The following is a 20,543-nucleotide window of genomic DNA, read 5'->3' on the forward strand; positions in this document are numbered from 1 at the left end:
GCCCGGTTACATTCCGAACCCGGAAGCTAAGCCTTACAGCGCCGATGGTACTGCAGGGGGGACCCTGTGGGAGAGTAGGACGCCGCCGAACAATCATTGATAGAGCTGGTCCCCGAACTTCGGTTCGGGGACCAGCTCTTTTTTGTTGTGCGTCACTTGGTGTTCACGTTGCGCGACGAGGATCCGCGCTATGGGTACCGTTGGAATGCTCAAGGCCGCAGGTGTCGGCGTTGGTGACGAGGTGGTCGTGCCGGCGTTCGGGAACCCCGAGGTCGCCCAGGCCGTGAGCCTGACCGGGGCAGTGCCGGTCTTCGCGGACATAGACCCGCTGTCCTACTGCCTGGACGCGGCGGCCGTCGAGGCCGCGGTGACCTCGCGGACGGTGGCGGTCGTCGCCGTGCACCGCTTCGGACGGGCGGCGGACATCGCGGCGCTGCACCAAGTCGGCCAGCGGCACGGCCTGTTGGTGCTGGAGCAAGGCGAGTCGGAGACGCCGTACAGCGAGGTGGGAGTACGCAGGGAGCGTGCCGCGTACCTCAGCGCCAAGCTGAAGGGCGTACGCACTCCGGACGGATGTGACGGGCACACCTTCCAGCAGTACGTCGTACGGGTGCCGGGCAACGGGCGGCCGGACCGTGACGCGTTCGCACGGGCCATCAGGGCCAGGGGAGTTGAGTGCAGCGTGCCGGTGAAGACGCCGGTGCACCGTATGCCGGGGTTCCGGCGGGACATATGTCTGCCCGAGACCGAGCGGGCCGCCGACGAGACGCTCGCGTTGCCCATCGGCGGGGACATGTCGCGGCGCGAGCTGCACCGCTTGGTGTCGGCCTGCAACGCGCTCGGCGGACTGCTGCAGCCGGCGTTCTGACCGTACTCGCCGGGCACCCGAGCTTGGTTTGGGAGCACGGCTCTGTTCGGGGTATGATCTATTCCGTTGCCGCGAGGGAAACCTCAAAAAGCAACAGGCCCCTATAGCTCAGTCGGCAGAGCGTCTCCATGGTAAGGAGAAGGTCAACGGTTCGATTCCGTTTGGGGGCTCAACCGAAAGGCCCCGCCCATCTGGGCGGGGCCTTTCTCGTACCCCATGCGGTTCGCCGCTCGTTCAGTCCTTGTGCAGGCCCGGTACGCGCATCGCCAGGATGGCCATGTCGTCCGACGGGGCGTCCGAGGCGAAGCGCTCGACCGCGCGCATCACACGGGCCGCCACCGCGCCGGCCGTGAGGCCCGTGCAGGTGGTGAGGACCTCGGTGAGGCCGTCGTCGCCCAACATCCGGGTGCCCTCGCGGCGTTCGGTGACGCCGTCCGTGACACAGAGGAGGACGTCACCCGGATCGAGGGTGACCGTCTGCTCGTACAGCTCCAGGTCCTCCATGACGCCGAGGAGGGGCTGCGGTTCGGCGGCGGGCTCCACCGTGCCGTCCTGGCGGAGACGGAGCGGCAGCGGGTGCCCCGCGCACACGACCTTCAGGACCGCGCTGCCGTCCTCCTGGGGCCACAACTCGCCGTACAGGAGGGTCAGAAAGCGGCTGCGGGCGCCCTCGTCGATGATCGCCGAGTTGAGGCGCTCCAGGACCGCCGGGCCGCCGTAGCCCTCGCGGGCCAGTAGACGCAGGGCGTGGCGGGCCAGGCCGGTGACCGCGGCGGCCTCCGGGCCCGTGCCGCAGACGTCGCCGATGGCGAAGCCGTACGCGCCGTCGCGGATGGGGAACAGGTCGTAGAAGTCGCCGCCGACCTCGTTGCCCTCGCCGGCCGCGCGGTAGATGACCTCGACCTCGACGCCCTCGATGTCGGGGAGCTCCGGCGGGAGCAGGCTGCGCTGGAGGGACTGGCTGATGGCCATGCGCTCCGAGTACAGGCGGGCGTTGTCCAGGGCCAGGGCGGCCCTGCGGGAGAGGTCCTCCGCGAGTTCCAGGATCTCCTGGCGGAAGTGCTCGTCGGTGGGCTTGCCGAGCGTGAGCATGCCGATGACACGGTTGCGGGCCACCAGCGGCAGGACGACCGTCTCGCCGCCCACCGCCGAGGCCGTCGCCAGCGTCGTGCCGATGCCGGAGCTGACCGTGGCGGGCTCGCCGAGGCCCAGGCTGCGCATCGAGGTGCGCAGGGCCGCCCGGTGGGCCGCCTCCGCGGGAGCCGTCCAGACGCGGGCGCCCGGGGTGGGGATCGGCTCGGGCGGCGGGATCTTGGAGAGGAGGGCCTTGAGGCCGTCGATGAGGTCCTCGTCCTCGTGGAGGACGTAGGAGAGGTACGGGTCGGATGCCTGGTCGGCGATCGTGTAGACCGCGCACCAGGTGGCGAGGGTCGGGATCGTCATCTGGGCCATCAGGGCCAGCGTCTGGTCGCGGTCCAGGGTGCCCGCGAGGAGATCGGACGCCTCGACGAGGAACGACAGGGAGCCGCGGCGCAGGCGTTCCAGTTCGCCCAGGCGGGCCGACTCGACGGCGAGCGCGATGCGGTCGGCGGCGAACTGGAGGCGCAGTGCCTCCTCGTTGGAGTAGCGGCCGGCGGCCTCGGCCGCGACGCCGAGGGAGCCGGTGAGGCGGCCCTCGACCTTGAGCGGGACGGTGACGACCGAGCGCATGCCGGTGCCGTTGAGCAGGGGCACCGCGCCGGGGACGGCGGCGAGGTCGTCGTGGACGGCGGGCATGCGGGCCGAGCCGTAGCGGCCGGGGCCGGCCTCCACGGGGACGCGGGCGAAGCGCTGGCGGGCCGAGGGGAGGCCGGTGGAGGCCCGTACCTCCAGCTCGGTTTCGTCGTCGGTGGCGAGGAGCAGGAACGCGGAGTCACCGTCGAGCATGTCGCGGGCGCGCTCCACCGTGCGCTGGAGGAGGCCGTCGAGGTCGTCCGGGGCGGGGGAGCCGATGAAGACCTCGAAGGGGTCCGTGGCCTGGCCGCCCTCGCCGGAGCCGGTGGAGTCGCCGCTCGGGACGCGGATCGGGGTCTGCAGGACGGCGCGCTCGTGGTCCCGTACGAGAAGGCAGACCGTGGAGGGCTCTCCGGCGGTGTCGCGCACCCGCAGGTGGGAGGCGTACACCGGGGTCACCCGGCCGTTGGCGCCGCGGATGCCGTAGCTGCCCTCCCAGCGGGAGAGCCGCAGGGCCTCGGCGACGCCGGTGCTGGTGCCGGGGGTGTGCGGCCAAGCGGCGAGGTCGGTGAGGGGCTTGCCGATGACCTGGTCGGGGGCGTAGCCGAAGAGCTCCTCGGCGTCCTCGTTCCACGCGTTGATCGCGCCCGTGCGGTCGATCTGGACGACGGCGACGCGGACCCGGCCGTCGGCGAGCGGCAGCAGATCGGCGGGCAGGCACGGGCCGGCGGTGCGGGTGCCGACGGGGCGGTCGGGGAGATCGAGTTGGAACCAGACCTGCTTGTGGGTGGGGGTGTACTCGACGCCCCAGCGGCCGGCCATCGCCGCGCACAGCTGGAGGCCGCGGCCGCCCTCGCGGTCGGGGCTGCCCATGTTGACGGCGCTGGACTGGAGGGGGATCTCGCGCTCGGGGTATCTGTCGGCGACCTCGATGCGTACGCCGTCGTCCGACCGCAGGCACAGGACGTCGGCGGAGGTGCCCGCGTGGACGACCGCGTTCGTGACCAGTTCGCTGGTGAGGACCACGGCGTCGTCGACGATGTCGGCGAAGCCCCAGCCCTGCAGGGTGTCGCGGACGAACGAGCGGGCCGTCGCGACGGATCGCGAGACGGGGTCGAAGCTGGCGGCCGCGCGCGCGGTGATCACAGAACTCCTTGTCCGGTTCTCGTCGTGCGGGGACCCGCGGCCGACCTCCTGCCGAGGCAGAGGGTGATTATCCGTCGGCCTGGGTTCCTGGGGGGCTTCCCCAGGATGCAGTCCGGTGGTCATGGTGCGGCCGCCCCTCCGATGCCTGCCCGCTCGTGCTCGTGCGCCACCGCCCAGGCCGGACGGGACCGGCACGGCTGGACAGCCGCATGCAAGGTTACTTACCTTCGCCGTCCATGCGGATGCCGGTCGTCTGTGTTTCCGCCCGGAGGTGTGCGGACCGTGTGCGAAGCTGCCGAACTGTTATGGCCTGGTTCAGCCGGGGTGAAACACTGGGCAGGCTTCGAGGAGAAGGCCGGGTCGGACCCCGTCCTGCCAGGTGTACCGGGGAGTGGCGTCCGGCTCACCGAGCAGAAGTACCCGAGTACGGAGTAGTACGAGTGGTACGAGCAGTGCGATGCGTCCGGATACCGGCGCAGTAGGTCCAGCAGGAACGGTCGACCCTTGCGGGAGGGACACAGTGGAGTCTGGCGCAGCGACGCGAGGCACGAAGGCGCGCGCGAAAGGCGGACAGTCCCTGAACAGGCAGCGCAAACCGCGCAATGGGACCACCACCGTGGACACGGCTGCCCTGGATCGGCTGTTGATCGCGCTGGAGGCCATGCGGGACGGCAACTTCCGTAAGCGGCTCACCGTCTCGGGCGACGGGGTCATGGCCGAGATCGCCGCCGTCTTCAACGAGGTGGCGGACCGGAATCTGCATCTGACCGGCGAGCTGTCGCGGGTGCGGCGGATGGTCGGGCGTGAGGGGAAGCTCACCGAGCGGCTGGAGACGGGCGCGACCGAGGGGTCCTGGGCGGCCGCGATCGACGCGTCGAACGCGCTGGTCGACGATCTCGTGCGGCCCGTCTCCGAGGTCAGCCGGGTGTTGTCGGCCGTCGCGGAGGGTGATCTGTCGCCCCGCATGGAGCTGCGCACACACGCCCCGGACGGGAGCGGGCACCCGCTGCGCGGGGAGTTCCTGAAGGTCGGGCGGACCGTCAACAACCTGGTCGACCAGCTGTCGACGTTCACCGACGAGGTCACCCGGGTGGCCAGTGAGGTGGGCACCGAGGGCAAGCTCGGCGGGCAGGCCCGGGTGCGGGGTATGTCCGGTTCGTGGAAGGACCTGACCGAGTCCGTCAACACCATGGCGTACCGGCTCACCGCGCAGGTGCGGGACATCGCGCTGGTGACGACGGCGGTCGCCAAGGGCGACCTGTCGCGGAAGGTCACGGTCCATGTCGCCGGCGAGATGCTGGAGCTGAAGGAGACCGTCAACACGATGGTCGACCAGCTCTCGGCGTTCTCCTCCGAGGTGACGCGGGTCGCCCGTGAGGTGGGCACGGAGGGTCAGCTCGGCGGTCAGGCCGAGGTGCCGGGTGTGGCCGGTGTGTGGAAAGAGCTCACCGATTCGGTGAACCTCATGGCCGGCAATCTGACCGCGCAGGTGCGGGGCATCGCGCAGGTCACCACCGCCGTCGCCAACGGTGATCTGTCGCAGAAGGTGACCGTCCCGGCGCGCGGTGAGGTCGCCAAGCTGGCCGAGACGATCAACCAGATGACCGAGACGCTGCGGATCTTCGCCGATGAGGTCACGCGCGTGGCGAACGAGGTCGGGGCCGAGGGGCGTCTCGGCGGCCAGGCGCAGGTGCCGGGGGCGGCGGGCACATGGAAGGACCTCACCGATTCGGTGAACACGGTCTTCCGGAACCTGACGATCCAGGTGCGGGACATCGCGGCCGTCACGACCGCCGTGGCCAACGGCGACCTTTCGCAGAAGGTCACCGTCGACGTGGCCGGCGAGATGCTGGAGCTGAAGAACACCGTCAACGGGATGGTCGACCAGCTGTCCTACTTCGGTGCCGAGGTCACCCGGGTGGCGAACGAGGTGGGCGCCGAGGGCCGACTCGGCGGTCAGGCGAAGGTGCCGGGCGCGGCCGGCACGTGGAAGGACCTCACGGACTCCGTCAACACGGCGTTCCGGAATCTCACCGGACAGGTGAGGAACATCGCGGCGGTCACGACGGCCGTGGCCAACGGCGACCTCTCACAGAAGGTCACCGTCGATGTCGCGGGCGAGATGCTCGAACTGAAGAACACCGTGAACACGATGGTGGACCAGCTGTCCTCGTTCGCCGACCAGGTGACCCGGATGGCGCGGGACGTGGGTACGGAGGGCCGTCTCGGCGGTCAGGCCCGTGTGGACGGTGTGTCGGGCACGTGGAAGGAGCTCACCGACTCCGTCAACTCGATGGCCGGCAACCTCACCTCCCAGGTGCGCAACATCGCGCAGGTGACGACGGCCGTGGCCCGCGGAGACCTCTCGCAGAAGATCGACGTCGACGCGCGCGGCGAGATCCTGGAGCTGAAGAACACCATCAACACGATGGTCGACCAGCTGTCGTCGTTCGCCGACCAGGTGACCAGGGTGGCCCGTGACGTGGGCACCGAGGGGCGCCTCGGCGGTCAGGCGCACGTACCCGGTGTGGCCGGTGTGTGGCGCGACCTCACCGAGTCCGTGAACGGCATGGCCGGCAATCTGACCGGACAGGTCCGCAACATCGCCCAGGTCGCCACGGCGGTCGCCCGCGGTGACCTCTCCCAGAAGATCACCGTGGACGCGCGCGGCGAGATCCTGGAGCTGAAGAACACGCTGAACACGATGGTGGACCAGCTGTCGTCGTTCGCGGAGGAGGTCACCAGGGTCGCCCGTGAGGTGGGCACGGAGGGCCAGCTCGGCGGTCAGGCCGAGGTGCAGGGCGTCTCCGGCACCTGGAAGGACCTCACCCAGTCGGTGAACTTCATGGCGAACAACCTGACCATCCAGGTGCGCCAGATCGCCGAGGTCACGACCGCGGTCGCCAAGGGCGACCTGTCGAAGAAGATCACCGTGGACGCCAAGGGCGAGATCCTCGAACTCGTCACCACGGTGAACACGATGGTCGACCAGCTGTCGTCCTTCGCCGAGCAGGTGACCCGGGTGGCCCGCGAGGTGGGCACCGAGGGCATCCTCGGCGGCCAGGCGCACGTGCCGGGCGTCACCGGCATCTGGAAGGACCTCAGCGGCAATGTGAACCTGATGGCCAAGAACCTGACCATGCAGGTGCGGAACATCTCCCAGGTGGCCGCGGCCGTCGCCAACGGCGACCTCACCCGTACGGTGACGATCGAGGCGCGCGGCGAGGTCGCGCAGCTCGCCGACACCTTCAACAGCATGGTCAAGACGCTGAGCTCCTTCGCGGACCAGGTCACCAAGGTGGCCCGGGAGGTGGGCACGGACGGCATCCTCGGCGGCCAGGCGCACGTACCGGGTGTGGCGGGCACCTGGAAGGACCTCACCGAGTCCGTGAACTCGATGGCGTCCAACCTGACCGGACAGGTCCGCAACATCGCGATGGTCACGACGGCCATCGCCAAGGGTGATCTCACCAAGAAGATCGACATCGACGCGCGCGGCGAGATCCTGGAGCTGAAGACCACCATCAACACGATGGTCGACCAGCTGTCGTCATTCGCCGAGGAGGTCACCCGGGTGGCCCGCGAGGTGGGCACCGAGGGGCAGCTGGGCGGTCTGGCGCGGGTGCGGGACGTCGACGGCACCTGGCGGGACCTCACCGAGTCGGTGAACGAGATGGCCGGGAACCTCACCCGTCAGGTGCGCGCCATCGCGCGCGTGGCCACCGCGGTGACCCGCGGCGACCTGAATCTCAAGATCGACGTGGACGCGTCGGGCGAGATCAAGGAGCTGCAGGACTACATCAACAAGATGATCGCCAACCTGCGTGACACCACGATCGCCAACCAGGAGCAGGACTGGCTCAAGGGCAACCTCGCCCGGATCTCCGCCCTGATGCAGGGCCGCCGGGACCTGGACGACGTGGCCTCGCTGATCATGAGCGAGCTGACCCCGGTGGTGTCCGCGCAGCACGGTGCGTTCTTCCTGGCGATGCCGCTGGTCGACGGCAAGGATTTGGGCCCGGACAACGAGGACCAGTACGAGCTGCGGATGCTCGGTTCGTACGGCTACTCGATGGGCTCCATGCCGACGTCGTTCCGGCCGGGGGAGGCGCTGGTCGGGACGGCCGCGCAGGAGAAGCGCACGATCCTGGTGGAGAACGCGCCGAGCGGCTATCTGAAGATCTCCTCCGGGCTCGGTGAGGCACCCCCGGCGCAGGTCATCGTGTTGCCGGTGCTCTTCGAGGGGACCGTGCTCGGGGTGATCGAGCTGGCGTCGTTCACGCCGTTCACGCAGATCCAGAAGGACTTCCTGAACCAGATCGCCGAGATGATCGCGACGAGCGTCAACACCATCTCCGTCAACACCAAGACGGAGGTGCTGCTGAAGCAGTCGCAGGAGCTGACCGAGCAACTGCGGGAACGGTCGGACGAGTTGGAGAACCGGCAGAAGGCCCTCCAGGCGTCCAACGCCGAACTGGAGGAGAAGGCCGAGCTGCTGGCCCGGCAGAACCGCGACATCGAGGTCAAGAACACCGAGATCGAGGAGGCGCGGCAGGTCCTGGAGGAGCGGGCCGAGCAGCTCGCCGTCTCGATGCGCTACAAGAGCGAGTTCCTGGCGAACATGTCGCACGAGCTGCGCACCCCGCTCAACTCGCTGCTGATCCTCGCCAAGCTGCTCGCGGACAACGCCGAGTCGAACCTGACGCCCAAGCAGGTCGAGTTCGCGGAGACGATCCACGGGGCGGGCTCCGACCTGCTCCAGCTGATCAACGACATCCTGGACCTGTCGAAGGTCGAGGCGGGCAAGATGGACGTCTCGCCGACCCGGATCGCGCTCGTCCAGCTCGTGGACTACGTGGAGGCCACCTTCCGGCCGCTGACCGCCGAGAAGGGCCTGGACTTCTCCGTACGGGTCTCGCCGGAGCTGCCGGCCACGCTGCACACGGACGAACAGCGGCTGTTGCAGGTGCTGCGGAACCTGTTGTCGAACGCGGTGAAGTTCACCGACTCAGGGGCCGTGGAGCTGGTGATCCGACCGGCCGGCGCGGATGTGCCGGTGGCCATCAGGGAGCAGTTGCTGGAGGCGGGCTCGCTGAGCGACCCGGACGCCGACATGATCGCGTTCTCGGTGACCGACACCGGCATCGGCATCGCGGCCAGCAAGATGCGGGTGATCTTCGAGGCGTTCAAGCAGGCCGACGGCACCACGAGCCGCAAGTACGGCGGTACGGGTCTGGGACTGTCCATCTCGCGGGAGATCGCCCGGCTGCTGGGCGGCGAGATCTACGCCCAGAGCGAGCCCGGACGCGGCTCCACCTTCACGCTCTACCTGCCGCTGCACCCCAGCGAGCTGCCGCCGCAGGGGTACGCGAACAACGGGCCGTCGTCGCTGGAGGCCGGGGAGCTGCTGGCTTCCGAGGCGGAGCTGAGCGAGCCCGCGGAGACGCCGGCCGAGGTGAAGTCGTACCAGGAGACGCAGAACGGGGCCGCCGCGCTCTTCAGGCGCCGCCGCAGGGCCGTGTCGGCCGGTCCGCAGGCCCCGATGCCCGGCCAGGGCAACGGGCAGGCACAGGAGCACTGGGCGCAGGAGGCGGCGCCGCAGGAGCGCCGAGCCGCCCGGTTCGACGGCGAGAAGGTGCTGATCGTCGACGACGACATCCGCAACGTCTTCGCGCTCACCAGCGTCCTGGAACAGCACGGGCTGTCCGTGCTGTACGCGGAGAACGGCCGCGAGGGCATCGAGGTCCTGGAGCAGCACGACGATGTGACCGTCGTGCTGATGGACATCATGATGCCCGAGATGGACGGGTACGCGACGACCACGGCGATCCGCCGGATGCCCCAGTTCGCCGGGCTGCCGATCATCGCGCTGACGGCCAAGGCGATGAAGGGCGACCGGGAGAAGGCGATCGACTCGGGCGCCTCCGACTATGTGACCAAGCCGGTCGACCCGGATCATCTGCTGTCGGTGATGGAGCAATGGATGCGGAGTGAGTGACGGGACGGGTGACGTGCGGTCACAAGCAGGTGAGCGGGATGCCCAGTTGCTGACTGAGTGTGGCCGAGGCCGTGTAGAGACGCGGGATTCGGGGAACCTTCTGGTCCCCCGCCGCGTTTCTGCTACGAGCACAGTGACATCACGGTGACAGGGTGTGGCGACGGGCGGGGTGCGGCTACGATGACCGGCACAAGGACGGGCGGCGCAAGGGAGTCGCCCCCTGGGGTGACGCCCGGCGGTGTCACCTCGGATCCTGAGGACAGGGGAGGCCCCAAGCCGGGGCGAGGAGGGCGGGCCATGGTGCAGAAGGCCAAGATCCTCCTGGTCGATGACCGGCCGGAGAATCTGTTGGCGCTGGAGGCCATCCTCTCCGCGCTCGATCAGACGCTGGTGCGGGCATCGTCCGGGGAGGAAGCGCTCAAGGCGCTGCTGACGGACGACTTCGCGGTGATTCTGCTGGACGTCCAGATGCCGGGCATGGACGGATTCGAGACGGCCGCGCACATCAAGCGGCGTGAGCGGACGCGGGACATCCCGATCATCTTCCTCACGGCCATCAACCACGGACCGCACCACACCTTCCGGGGTTACGCGGCGGGTGCGGTCGACTACATCTCCAAGCCGTTCGATCCGTGGGTGCTGCGCGCGAAGGTCTCCGTCTTCGTCGAGCTGTACATGAAGAACTGCCAGCTCAGGGAGCAGGCGGCGCTGCTGCGGCTCCAGTTGGAGGGCGGCGGCAAGGGTGTGGCGGGCGGCTCGAAGGAGCCCTCCGGCGGCATCCTCGCCGAACTCTCCGCGCGCCTCGCGGCGGTGGAGGAGCAGGCGGAGGCCCTCTCCAAACAGCTCGACGACGACTCGGCGGACGCGGCGGCGGTGGCGACCGCTGCCCATCTCGAACGCAAACTGACCGGGTTGCGCAGGGCGCTGGACGCGCTGGAGCCGGGCACGGGCGGACCCGCCTCGCTGCCCTCGCAGAACTGATCAGTGTCCCGCCGTCGCCGTGCACGGGTCCAGGCCGGGGAAGTGGCCGGGGCCCGGCCGTAGTTGTGCCCTGAGGCCGCGCGCTGAGCTTGGGCCCTTCAGTGGTGCCTGAGGTTGTGCCCTGGGGGTGTGCCCGGACGCTGACGGGCTGAGGGATCGTCAGTGTCCGTCAGCTTTGGGGCACCGGGTACGCGACACGAACGGGTGAAGCAGTAGGCACACGTGTCGCCCGTGGCCTCCACCGGTAACCTCACACTCATGGCCTCACGTCAGTCCGCTGCGAAGAAGTCGCCCGCGAAGAAGGCGGCCGCTCCGACGAAGGCTCCGGCGAAGAAGGCCCCCGCGAAGAAAGCCGCCGCCAAGAAGGCACCCGCCAAGAAGGCGGCGGCGAAGAAGACGGCCCCTCCGAAGCCGGCGCCCAGTCCGACCGGGGGCGTGTACCGGCTCGTACGCGCCGTCTGGCTCGGTGCCGCGCACGCCGTCGGCGCCGTCTTCCGCGGCATAGGGCAGGGCGCGAGGAACCTCGACCCGGCGCACCGCAAGGACGGCGTCGCGCTGCTGCTGCTCGCCCTCGCCCTGATCGTCGCCGCCGGCACCTGGTCCCATCTGCGCGGTCCCGTCGGCGACCTCGTCGAGATGCTGGTGACGGGCGCGTTCGGCCGGCTCGACCTGCTCGTGCCGATACTGCTCGCGATCATCGCCGTACGGTTCATCCGGCACCCCGAGAAGCCCGAGGCCAACGGCCGTATCGTCATCGGCCTGTCCGCGCTCGTCGTCGGCGTGCTCGGACAGGTCCACATCGCCTGCGGGTCGCCCGCACGCAGCGCCGGCATGCAGCCCATAAGGGACGCCGGCGGCCTGATCGGCTGGGGCACGGCCACCCCGCTGACGTACACCATGGGCGACGCGCTCGCCGTGGCCATGCTGGTGCTGCTCACCGTCTTCGGACTCCTCGTCGTCACCGCCACCCCGGTCAACGCGATCCCGCAGCGGCTGAGGCTCCTCGGGCAGAAGCTGGGCATCGTCGCGGCCGACGTGGAGCCGTACGCCGACGACGACGCGCGCTACGACGAGCAGTGGCGCGAAACGCTCCCCGCGCGCTCCCGCCGGGGCGGAGCCGCGCCCCAGGGGTACGACCCGGACGACGCCGAGCAGGAGGCGCTGTCCAGGCGCCGCCCCCGGCGTTCCGCCGTGCGTCAGCCCGACCCGGACCGGCCGATGGACGCCGTGGATGTCGCCGCCGCGGCGGCCGCCGCCCTCGACGGGGCCGTGCTCCACGGGATGCCGCCGTCGCCGGTGGTCGCCGACCTCACCCACGGCGTGAGCGCCGGGGACCGCGAGGAGACCACGCCCGTACCCGCCGCGCGCACCCGGACGCCGCAGCAGAAACCCCCGGCCGACAAGGCGGCCAAGGCCCCGCAGCAGGAGACCCTGGTGCCGGACCTGACCAAGAAGGCGCCCGAGGAGCCGCGTGAGCTGCCTGCGCGCGCCGAGCAGCTCCAGCTCTCCGGCGACATCACCTACGCGCTGCCCTCGCTCGACCTGCTGGAGCGGGGCGGCCCCGGCAAGACCCGCAGCGCCGCCAACGACGCCGTCGTCGCCTCGCTCACCAACGTCTTCACCGAGTTCAAGGTCGACGCCTCCGTCACCGGCTTCACCCGCGGGCCGACGGTCACGCGCTACGAGGTCGAGCTCGGCCCCGCCGTGAAGGTCGAGCGGATCACCGCCCTGACGAAGAACATCGCCTACGCCGTCGCCAGCCCGGACGTACGGATCATCAGCCCGATTCCCGGCAAGTCGGCGGTCGGCATCGAGATCCCCAACACCGACCGTGAGATGGTCAAGCTCGGTGACGTCCTGCGTCTCGCCGACGCGGCCGAGGACGACCACCCGATGCTGGTGGCGCTCGGCAAGGACGTCGAGGGCGGCTATGTGATGGCCAACCTGGCGACGATGCCGCACATCCTGGTCGCGGGCGCGACCGGCTCCGGTAAATCGTCGTGCATCAACTGCTTGATCACGTCGATCATGGTCCGGGCGACCCCCGAGGACGTGCGGATGGTCCTCGTCGACCCCAAGCGCGTCGAGCTGACCGCGTACGAGGGCATCCCGCACCTGATCACGCCGATCATCACCAACCCCAAGCGGGCCGCAGAGGCCCTCCAGTGGGTCGTGCGCGAGATGGACCTGCGCTACGACGACCTGGCGGCCTTCGGCTTCCGGCACATCGACGACTTCAACGAGGCCATCAGGAACGGCAAGGTCAAGCTGCCCGAGGGCAGTGAGCGCGAGCTCCAGCCGTACCCGTACCTGCTGGTCATCGTGGATGAGCTGGCCGACCTGATGATGGTCGCGCCCAGGGACGTCGAGGACGCCATCGTGCGCATCACCCAGTTGGCCCGCGCGGCCGGCATCCATCTGGTGCTCGCCACGCAGCGGCCGTCGGTCGACGTCGTCACCGGTCTCATCAAGGCCAACGTCCCCTCACGGCTGGCCTTCGCCACCTCGTCCCTCGCCGACTCGCGGGTCATCCTCGACCAGCCCGGCGCCGAGAAGCTCATCGGCAAGGGTGACGGGCTGTTCCTCCCGATGGGCGCGAACAAACCCACCCGTATGCAGGGCGCGTTCGTGACCGAGGACGAGGTCGCGGCGGTCGTCCAGCACTGCAAGGACCAGATGGCGCCCGTCTTCCGCGACGACGTCACCGTGGGCACCAAGCAGAAGAAGGAGATCGACGAGGAGATCGGCGACGACCTCGACCTGCTGTGCCAGGCGGCCGAACTCGTCGTCTCCACGCAGTTCGGCTCGACCTCCATGCTCCAGCGCAAGCTGCGTGTCGGCTTCGCCAAGGCCGGCCGGCTGATGGACCTCATGGAGTCGCGGGGCGTGGTCGGGCCGAGCGAGGGCTCCAAGGCGCGTGACGTTCTCGTGAAACCCGACGAGCTCGATGGAGTGCTGGCAGTGATCAGGGGGGAAACTGAGGAGTAGCGGCCGCGCGGGAGGGCCTCCGCGCGGGTGGAACACGCCGGGAGCACGGGTGGACCTACGGCATCCGGGTATTCGAACGTGACCCAGCCGTAAGGAAATGGTGAGCAACCGTTTCCCTTCGCCGTACGTCAAGTTGGAGGAGGGGAAAGCCCTGTGTCCCACCCTCACCACCAGCAGGATGACCGGCCATTCTGATGGCGTACAAAGACTCACCGCCCGGTTGCCCCACCCTTTCGTACCCCCCCTAGACTGAACCTCCAGCACAGGTGGCTACACGCTCGAAAGGCGCCCCCGTGTCCATCGGCAACTCCCCTGACGGCAACTTCCCCGAAGACGAGCGTCCGTTCGAAGACGACCGAGACGAACGCGCGGCGGAACGCCCCTCGATCGGCCATGCCCTGAGGCAGGCGCGCATCGAGGCCGGGCTGACCGTCGACGACGTCAGCAACGCCACCCGGGTGCGCATCGCCATCGTGCACGCGATCGAGCAGGACGACTTCGCCCCCTGTGGTGGCGACGTCTACGCGCGCGGTCACATCCGTTCGCTCGCGCGCGCGGTGCGCATCGACGCCGCCCCGCTGCTCGCCCAGTACGACGAGGCACACGGCGGGCGTCCCGCGCCCACCCCCGCAGCACCCCTGTTCGAGGCGGAACGCATCCGCCCCGAGCGCCGCGGCCCCAACTGGACCGCCGCCATGGTCGCCGCGATCGTCGCGGTGATCGGCTTCGTCGGCTTCACCGCGTTCGACGGCGGACAGGACGACGACGCCTCCACCCAGGCCGTCGAGGGCTCCACGCCCACCGCCGGCACATCCCCCTCGCCCACGCCCAAGGCCGACAAGCCCGAGGCCGACCCCAAGCAGGAGCCGTCCGACAGCGCCATCGCGGCCGCGCCCCGCGACAAGGTCACCGTCCGGGTCACCGCCTCCGACGGCCGCAGCTGGATCTCCGCCAAGGACCACAACGGTCAGCTCCTGTGGGACGGCCTCCTCCAGCAGGGCGAGTCCAAGACCTTCCAGGACGGTTCCAAGATCGACCTCGTCCTCGGCGACGCCGGGGCCGTGCAGCTCTACGTCAACGGCAAGAAGATCAAGGACGACTTCCGCCCCGGGCAGGTCGAACGCCTGACGTACACGAAGGGCGACCCGGAGGTCGGCTGACCGGTCGGTCGGCCGCGCCGGGGCCGTGCGGTCCGCCCGCGGGGCGCGGTCCGGTCCGCACAGAGGAGGCACAGGGAAACGTACGCACGGGGTTGGCCGGGATCGGCCAACCCCGTCGACGTGGGGTGTCAGTGGGACGAAGTAGTCTTGAGCCCATGCCTGAACGCCGTACCGTCGCACTCGTCACTCTTGGCTGCGCCCGTAACGAGGTGGACTCGGAGGAGCTCGCAGGCCGCTTGGAGGCGGACGGCTGGGAGCTCGTCGAGGACGCCGAGGACGCGGACGTCGCGGTCGTCAACACCTGCGGCTTCGTCGAAGCCGCCAAGAAGGACTCCGTCGACGCGCTCCTTGAGGCCAACGACCTCAAGGGCCACGGCAGAACCCAGGCCGTCGTGGCCGTGGGCTGCATGGCCGAGCGGTACGGCAAGGAGCTGGCCGAGGCCCTGCCCGAGGCCGACGGCGTGCTCGGCTTCGACGACTACGCGGACATCTCCGACCGCCTCCAGACCATCCTGAGCGGCGGCGTCCACGCCTCGCACACCCCGCGCGACCGCCGCAAGCTGCTGCCGATCAGCCCGGCCGAGCGCCAGGAGTCGGCGGCGCAGGTGGCGCTCCCCGGGCACGCCCCCGCCGATCTTCCGGAGGGCCTCGCTCCGGCCTCCGGCCCGCGCGCACCGCTGCGCCGCCGGCTCGACGGCTCGCCCGTCGCCTCCGTGAAGCTGGCCTCCGGCTGCGACCGCCGCTGCTCCTTCTGCGCCATCCCGTCCTTCCGCGGCTCCTTCATCTCCCGCCGCCCCTCGGACGTGCTGAACGAGACCCGCTGGCTCGCCGAGCAGGGCGTCAAGGAGGTCATGCTGGTCTCCGAGAACAACACCTCGTACGGCAAGGACCTCGGCGACATCCGGCTGCTGGAGTCGCTGCTGCCCGAGCTCGCCGAGGTCGACGGCATCGAGCGGGTGCGCGTCAGTTACCTCCAGCCCGCCGAGATGCGGCCCGGCCTCATCGACGTGCTCACCTCCACCCCCAAGGTCGCGCCCTACTTCGACCTCTCCTTCCAGCACTCGGCGCCCGACGTGCTGCGTTCGATGCGCCGCTTCGGCGACACCGACCGCTTCCTGGAGCTGCTCGACACGATCCGCGCCAAGGCCCCCGAGGCCGGCGTCCGGTCCAACTTCATCGTCGGCTTCCCCGGCGAGACCGAGGACGACCTCGCGGAGCTGGAGCGCTTCCTGAACGGCGCGCGGCTGGACGCGATCGGTGTCTTCGGGTACTCCGACGAGGAGGGCACCGAAGCGGCCACGTACGACAACAAGCTCGACGAGGACGTGGTCGCCGAGCGCCTCGCGCGCGTCTCCCGGCTGGCCGAGGAACTGGTCTCGCAGCGCGCCGAGGAGCGGGTCGGGCAGACGGTCCGCGTCCTGGTCGAGTCGGTCGACGGCGACGAGGGCGCCTACGGTCGCGCCGCCCACCAGGCACCCGAGACGGACGGCCAGGTGCTGCTCACGAACGGCGAGAACCTGACGGTCGGCCTTATGGTCGACGCGAAGGTGGTCGGCACCGAAGGCGTCGACCTGGTGGCCGAGGCGCTCGTGGGCTCCCTCGCGTGTACTGAGGAGGCGGCCAGATGACGGGAGTCCCGGCATCCGCGGCGGGCGGCTCCCCCGGCGCCAAGAGCGCCACGAGTGCCTCCGGCGCTCCCGGCGCCCCGAGCGCTCCCGGAGACGCCAAGCCCGTGCGTGGCGGGAAGCTCGGCGCTGCCGCCGTCAACCAGGCCAGCCTCTGGAACATCGCGAACATCCTGACCATGGTCCGCCTGGTCCTCGTGCCCGGCTTCGTGGTGCTGATGCTCATGGACGGCGGGTACGACCCCGTGTGGCGGGCCTGGGCCTGGGCCGCCTTCGCCGTCGCCATGATCACCGACATCTTCGACGGCCATCTGGCCCGGACCTACAACCTCGTCACCGACTTCGGGAAGATCGCCGACCCCATCGCCGACAAGGCGATCATGGGCTCGGCGCTGATCTGCCTGTCGTCCCTCGGTGATCTGCCCTGGTGGGTGACGGCGGTCATCCTCGGCCGCGAACTCGGGATCACCCTGCTGCGTTTCGTCGTCATCCGGTACGGGGTGATCCCCGCGAGCCGCGGGGGCAAGCTCAAGACCCTGGCCCAGGGCACCGCCGTCGGGATGTACGTCCTGGCGCTGGAGGGCCCCCTGGCCACCCTGAGGTTCTGGGTGATGGCCGTGGCGGTCATTCTCACCGTCGTCACGGGACTCGACTACGTGAGACAGGCCATTGTGCTGCGCCGGCATGGAATCGCCGAGCGCCTGGCCGCGGCGGAGGGAGCGGAACGGTGACGTCCACAGCCGCTGACGTGCTGCGACTACTGAGGGTGAGGGGCGAGACGCTCGCCGTCGCCGAGTCGCTCACCGGCGGTCTGGTCGCGGCCGCGATCACGGACGTCCCCGGCGCCTCCCAGGCGTTCCGGGGCTCGGTCACCGCCTACGCGACCGAGGTGAAGCACCAGTTGCTGGGCGTCGACGCCACCCTCCTGGACCAGCGCGGAGCGGTGGACCCGCAGGTGGCGGCCCAGATGGCGGACGGCGTCCGCAAGGCGCTCGGCGCCGACTGGGGAATTTCGACCACCGGGGTCGCGGGCCCCGACCCTCAGGACGGGCAGCCCGTCGGCACGGTCCATGTCGCCGTCGCCGGGCCCCTCAACGCGGATTCGGGCGCATTCAGTGGCGGGAAAGTGGCGTCGTTGAGGTTGAACGGCGGCCGGGCGGAAATTCGTATGGAGAGTGTACGGAGCGTGCTCGCACTCCTCCTCCGGGAGCTAGCGGGCGAACAGACCGGGAATGAGCGGGCACAGGATACGGAACACAACGGGGGGACTTGATGTTTGCAGCCCTGAGTGAACACAACAGCGCTCCCCGCACGGCCGCAGCGCGAGGCGGTACGGTGGGGCGTGAAGGATGCGGCTACACGGTCCGAGGAGGGAGCCACCGATGATTCTGCTCCGTCGCCTGCTTGGTGACGTGCTGCGTCGGCAGCGCCAGCGCCAGGGCCGTACTCTGCGCGAAGTCTCCTCGTCCGCCCGAGTCTCACTCGGCTATCTCTCCGAGGTGGAGCGGGGGCAGAAGGAGGCTTCCTCCGAGCTGCTCTCCGCCATTTGCGACGCGCTGGACGTACGGATGTCCGAGCTCATGCGGGAAGTGAGTGACGAGCTCGCCCTTGCCGAGCTGGCCCAGTCCGCAGCGGCCACCGAGCCGGTGCCAGCACCAGTGCGTCGACCCATGCTCAACTCCGTGTCGGTGGCCGGTGTGCCACCGGAGCGGGTCACGATCAAGGCGCCCGCCGAAGCGGTGGACGTCGTGGCGGCGTGACAGCCGCACGTGTGTGCGTGAGGTTCGACACGCGCCGCTGAAGAAGAAGTGAGCGGAAGCCCCGGGCGGGGCCTCCAGGGCGACCTGGGGGTGCCGGTCGGGGTTTTTGTGTGGTGTGGGGCGGCGGCGGGTGAGCTTCAGCGGTGGGGCTCAAAGGGCGGGCCCTGTGGGGTGTGCGCCGGGGTTCCCGTTTGCCGGGCTGGTGGTGTGCGGTCATCGTGGAGGGGCGGGCTCGGGGGCGTGCGCGCGAGACGTTCGCGCGTCCGCACACCGTCGTCAGGGCGTAGGGCCGGTCAGGTCGTGCGTCCGTACGTCCCATCGAGAACCGGAGCGCGCCGATGTACGTCGTGAAGAGCCCGCTGTCCGAGGCCGATCTCAAGACCGTCTCCGAGGCGCTGCAAGGTGCCCTGGTCGACCTCGTCGACCTGTCCCTCGTGGCCAAGCAGATCCACTGGAACGTCGTCGGGCCCCGCTTCCGTTCCGTCCATCTGCAACTCGACGAGGTCGTGGACACCGCCCGACTGCACTCCGACACGGTCGCCGAGCGAGCGGCCACGCTGGGTGTCTCGCCGGACGGCCGGGCCGCGACGGTGGCCGGGAGCAGCGGCATCGGAAAGGTGCCCGACGGCTGGGTCAAGGACACGGACGCCGTGGGCACACTGGTGGACGCGCTCGGCGCGGTGATCACTCGGATGCGGACACGGGTGGAGAGCACCGCGGAGGCGGATCCGGTGAGCCAGGACATCTTCATCGGGATCACGGCGGATCTCGAGAAGCATCACTGGATGTTTCAAGCGGAGCACGGATAGGGCTGTGCCTGTACCTGTGCCTGCGCCTGGGCGGTTCCGGGGGCGAGGACGAGGGCGGGGGCCTACTGATGGTGGGGCGGTGGGGGCGGTCAGGGCGGCTGGTGGGTGCGCCGGGTGCGTGTCGAGAGCGGTGTGAGGCCACGGGGCGCGTCGGGCGCCGTGTGGGTGCCTTGTCTGTGAGTGAGTCGTGCGTCCCTGTGCCGGTGATGCGCCCTCCCCGTCCGAGCCGAGGGCCGTCTAGCGTCGTTGAGGTGGGGCCCGAAGGCCTGGAGGTGGCGGCTATGCGGATAGTGCGCTGGGGGGCGACTCTGGGACTCGGTGCGCTGTGGTGGTGGGGAGCGCTGCGACTCGCTGTCGCGCCGGATGCCGGCGTGGTGGAGGGGGCGGTCGTGGCCGGGGGGTGGGGGCTGAGTCTCCTGCCCGTGCACTGCGTGCCGAAGGGGTCTGGGGGAGAGGGGCGGGGTGGACGGGGCGGGGGCGGGAGCTCGCGGGTGAGGTCACCAGGGCATGGCCACGCCGCCGTTCGGGCGGACGATCTGGCCCGTGGTGAATGACGCGGCGTCGGAGGCGAGGTGCAGTACGGCGTGCGCGATGTCGTCGGGCTCGCCGACCCGGCCCAGTGGTGACAGGCGGGCCATGAACGATTCCGTCCGCGCTTGGGCGGCGTCGTCGTGGCGGTCGGTCATGGGTGTACGGGTCCACCCGGGCGCGACCGCGTTGACCCGGATGCCGTGCGGGCCGACCTCGGTGGCCAGGGTCTTCGTCAGCTGGACCACGGCCGCTTTGGTCACGCCGTAGCAGAGGAGTCCTGGGCCGCCGGTGTCCACCGCGCCGGAGGCCATGGTGACGATGCTGCCCCGGATTCCGTCGGCGATCATTCGGCGGGCCGCCACCTGGCAGGCGTACAGCACTCCCTTGAAGTTGACGCTCCACAGCCGGTCGAGGTCCCCGTCCTGGGTCTCCAGCACGGGGCTGCTGTGCATGATCCCGGCGATCGCCGCCATCACATGGAGGCCCTCGCAGGCGGCCACGGCCTGTGCGAGACGGACGCGGTCGGTGACGTCGAGGTGGTGGGTGTGGGCGGTGCCGCCCGCTTCCCTGATCGACGTGGCCGTCTCGTGCAGGCCCCGCACGTCGAGGTCGGCGCAGTGCACGGTCGCTCCCGCCTCGGCGAGGAGGAGGGCCGAGGCACGGCCGATGCCGCCGGCGGCGCCCGTGACGAACGCGGTGCGGCCGGTGAGGTCGTACGCCTGGATGGCCATGCGGCGACGGTACGAGCGTTTCTGACGGGTCGTCAATCAGTGGGCGACGGCTAGACGATTAGTTCCGATGTGGCTCAGTGGTCGTAGGCGATCAGTGACCTGGTGATGGGTGCGCCGGTGGCGCGGTTGTGCCAGATCGCGCAGGTCATCGCCAGGATCCGCTGGGCCACCCGGACGCCGACGCCGTCGATGGTGCGGCCGCCGTGCTGTTCGAGGTCGAGCTGGCCTTTGAG

General features: G+C 70.0%; 12 protein-coding genes, 1 tRNA gene, 1 rRNA gene and 1 pseudogene. 12 read left to right on the forward strand and 3 right to left on the reverse strand.

The window, feature by feature from the left end:
• From rrf to ACZ4Z2_RS36645, 3 genes are all read left to right on the forward strand, one after another.
• A 5S ribosomal RNA gene (gene rrf / locus ACZ4Z2_RS36635) occupies positions 1-91 on the forward strand; the annotation flags it as partial.
• A 114-nt stretch (positions 92-205) separates the two neighbouring features.
• Positions 206-868 (forward strand): DegT/DnrJ/EryC1/StrS family aminotransferase, encoded by a 663-nt coding sequence (locus tag ACZ4Z2_RS36640; RefSeq protein WP_468082062.1) that lies wholly within the window; start codon positions 206-208, stop codon positions 866-868.
• Positions 869-965: 97 nt separating this feature from the next.
• A tRNA-Thr gene (locus ACZ4Z2_RS36645) sits at positions 966-1,038 on the forward strand.
• A 64-nt stretch (positions 1,039-1,102) separates the two neighbouring features.
• On the opposite strand, the gene ACZ4Z2_RS36650 is transcribed toward ACZ4Z2_RS36645, so the two are convergent.
• Positions 1,103-3,850, reverse strand: a complete 2,748-nt coding sequence (locus tag ACZ4Z2_RS36650) for a SpoIIE family protein phosphatase (protein WP_468082050.1) — start codon at positions 3,848-3,850, stop codon at positions 1,103-1,105.
• A 397-nt stretch (positions 3,851-4,247) separates the two neighbouring features.
• Between ACZ4Z2_RS36650 and ACZ4Z2_RS36655 the strand changes: the two genes are divergently transcribed.
• The 9 genes from ACZ4Z2_RS36655 (at position 4,248) to ACZ4Z2_RS36695 (ending at position 19,048) form a co-directional block, all read left to right on the forward strand.
• Entirely contained in the window at positions 4,248-9,725 is a 5,478-nt protein-coding gene (locus ACZ4Z2_RS36655; RefSeq protein WP_468082051.1) for a HAMP domain-containing protein, read from the forward strand.
• A gap of 297 nt (positions 9,726-10,022) precedes the next feature.
• Positions 10,023-10,706: a response regulator gene (locus ACZ4Z2_RS36660; protein WP_468082052.1), complete on the forward strand. Its 684-nt coding sequence runs from the start codon at positions 10,023-10,025 to the stop codon at positions 10,704-10,706.
• Positions 10,707-10,964: 258 nt separating this feature from the next.
• Complete coding sequence (locus ACZ4Z2_RS36665) at positions 10,965-13,694, forward strand: FtsK/SpoIIIE family DNA translocase (RefSeq protein ID WP_468082054.1); 2,730 nt, start codon at positions 10,965-10,967, stop codon at positions 13,692-13,694.
• A 293-nt stretch (positions 13,695-13,987) separates the two neighbouring features.
• The gene (locus tag ACZ4Z2_RS36670) at positions 13,988-14,854 is read left to right on the forward strand and encodes a RodZ domain-containing protein (protein ID WP_468082055.1); all 867 of its coding nucleotides are present in this window, start codon (positions 13,988-13,990) and stop codon (positions 14,852-14,854) included.
• A 155-nt stretch (positions 14,855-15,009) separates the two neighbouring features.
• Positions 15,010-16,482, forward strand: coding sequence for a 30S ribosomal protein S12 methylthiotransferase RimO (rimO, locus tag ACZ4Z2_RS36675; protein WP_468082056.1), 1,473 nt, complete (start codon positions 15,010-15,012; stop codon positions 16,480-16,482).
• Positions 16,479-17,210 (forward strand): CDP-diacylglycerol--glycerol-3-phosphate 3-phosphatidyltransferase, encoded by a 732-nt coding sequence (gene pgsA, locus ACZ4Z2_RS36680; RefSeq protein ID WP_468082058.1) that lies wholly within the window; start codon positions 16,479-16,481, stop codon positions 17,208-17,210. Before rimO ends, pgsA begins: the two co-directional genes overlap by 4 nt.
• Positions 17,207-17,752 (forward strand): CinA family protein, encoded by a 546-nt coding sequence (locus ACZ4Z2_RS36685; protein ID WP_468082059.1) that lies wholly within the window; start codon positions 17,207-17,209, stop codon positions 17,750-17,752. The genes pgsA and ACZ4Z2_RS36685 overlap by 4 nt, the downstream gene beginning before the upstream one ends.
• Positions 17,753-17,861: 109 nt before the next feature.
• Positions 17,862-18,239, forward strand: a complete 378-nt coding sequence (locus ACZ4Z2_RS36690) for a helix-turn-helix domain-containing protein (RefSeq protein WP_005481441.1) — start codon at positions 17,862-17,864, stop codon at positions 18,237-18,239.
• A 338-nt stretch (positions 18,240-18,577) separates the two neighbouring features.
• Positions 18,578-19,048: a Dps family protein gene (locus ACZ4Z2_RS36695; RefSeq protein WP_468082060.1), complete on the forward strand. Its 471-nt coding sequence runs from the start codon at positions 18,578-18,580 to the stop codon at positions 19,046-19,048.
• A 497-nt stretch (positions 19,049-19,545) separates the two neighbouring features.
• Here ACZ4Z2_RS36695 and ACZ4Z2_RS36700 read toward each other — a convergent pair whose 3' ends face one another.
• Positions 19,546-20,310: an SDR family NAD(P)-dependent oxidoreductase gene (locus tag ACZ4Z2_RS36700; RefSeq protein WP_468082061.1), complete on the reverse strand. Its 765-nt coding sequence runs from the start codon at positions 20,308-20,310 to the stop codon at positions 19,546-19,548.
• A 74-nt stretch (positions 20,311-20,384) separates the two neighbouring features.
• Positions 20,385-20,543, reverse strand: a pseudogene (locus ACZ4Z2_RS36705) (IS982 family transposase); the annotation flags it as partial.

The organism is Streptomyces sp. NPDC030183 (assembly GCF_055573455.1).

Bases quoted from the DNA above. Each gene is read 5' to 3' on its own strand.
- ACZ4Z2_RS36665 (WP_468082054.1), top strand. From the start codon at position 10,965: ATGGCCTCACGTCAGTCCGCTGCGAAGAAGTCGCCCGCGAAGAAGGCG.
- ACZ4Z2_RS36690 (WP_005481441.1), top strand. From the start codon at position 17,862: ATGATTCTGCTCCGTCGCCTGCTTGGTGACGTGCTGCGTCGGCAGCGC.
- pgsA (WP_468082058.1), top strand. From the start codon at position 16,479: ATGACGGGAGTCCCGGCATCCGCGGCGGGCGGCTCCCCCGGCGCCAAG.
- ACZ4Z2_RS36695 (WP_468082060.1), top strand. From the start codon at position 18,578: ATGTACGTCGTGAAGAGCCCGCTGTCCGAGGCCGATCTCAAGACCGTC.
- ACZ4Z2_RS36660 (WP_468082052.1), top strand. From the start codon at position 10,023: ATGGTGCAGAAGGCCAAGATCCTCCTGGTCGATGACCGGCCGGAGAAT.
- ACZ4Z2_RS36650 (WP_468082050.1), bottom strand. From the start codon at position 3,850: ATGACCACCGGACTGCATCCTGGGGAAGCCCCCCAGGAACCCAGGCCG.
- ACZ4Z2_RS36640 (WP_468082062.1), top strand. From the start codon at position 206: ATGCTCAAGGCCGCAGGTGTCGGCGTTGGTGACGAGGTGGTCGTGCCG.
- ACZ4Z2_RS36700 (WP_468082061.1), bottom strand. From the start codon at position 20,310: ATGGCCATCCAGGCGTACGACCTCACCGGCCGCACCGCGTTCGTCACG.
- rimO (WP_468082056.1), top strand. From the start codon at position 15,010: ATGCCTGAACGCCGTACCGTCGCACTCGTCACTCTTGGCTGCGCCCGT.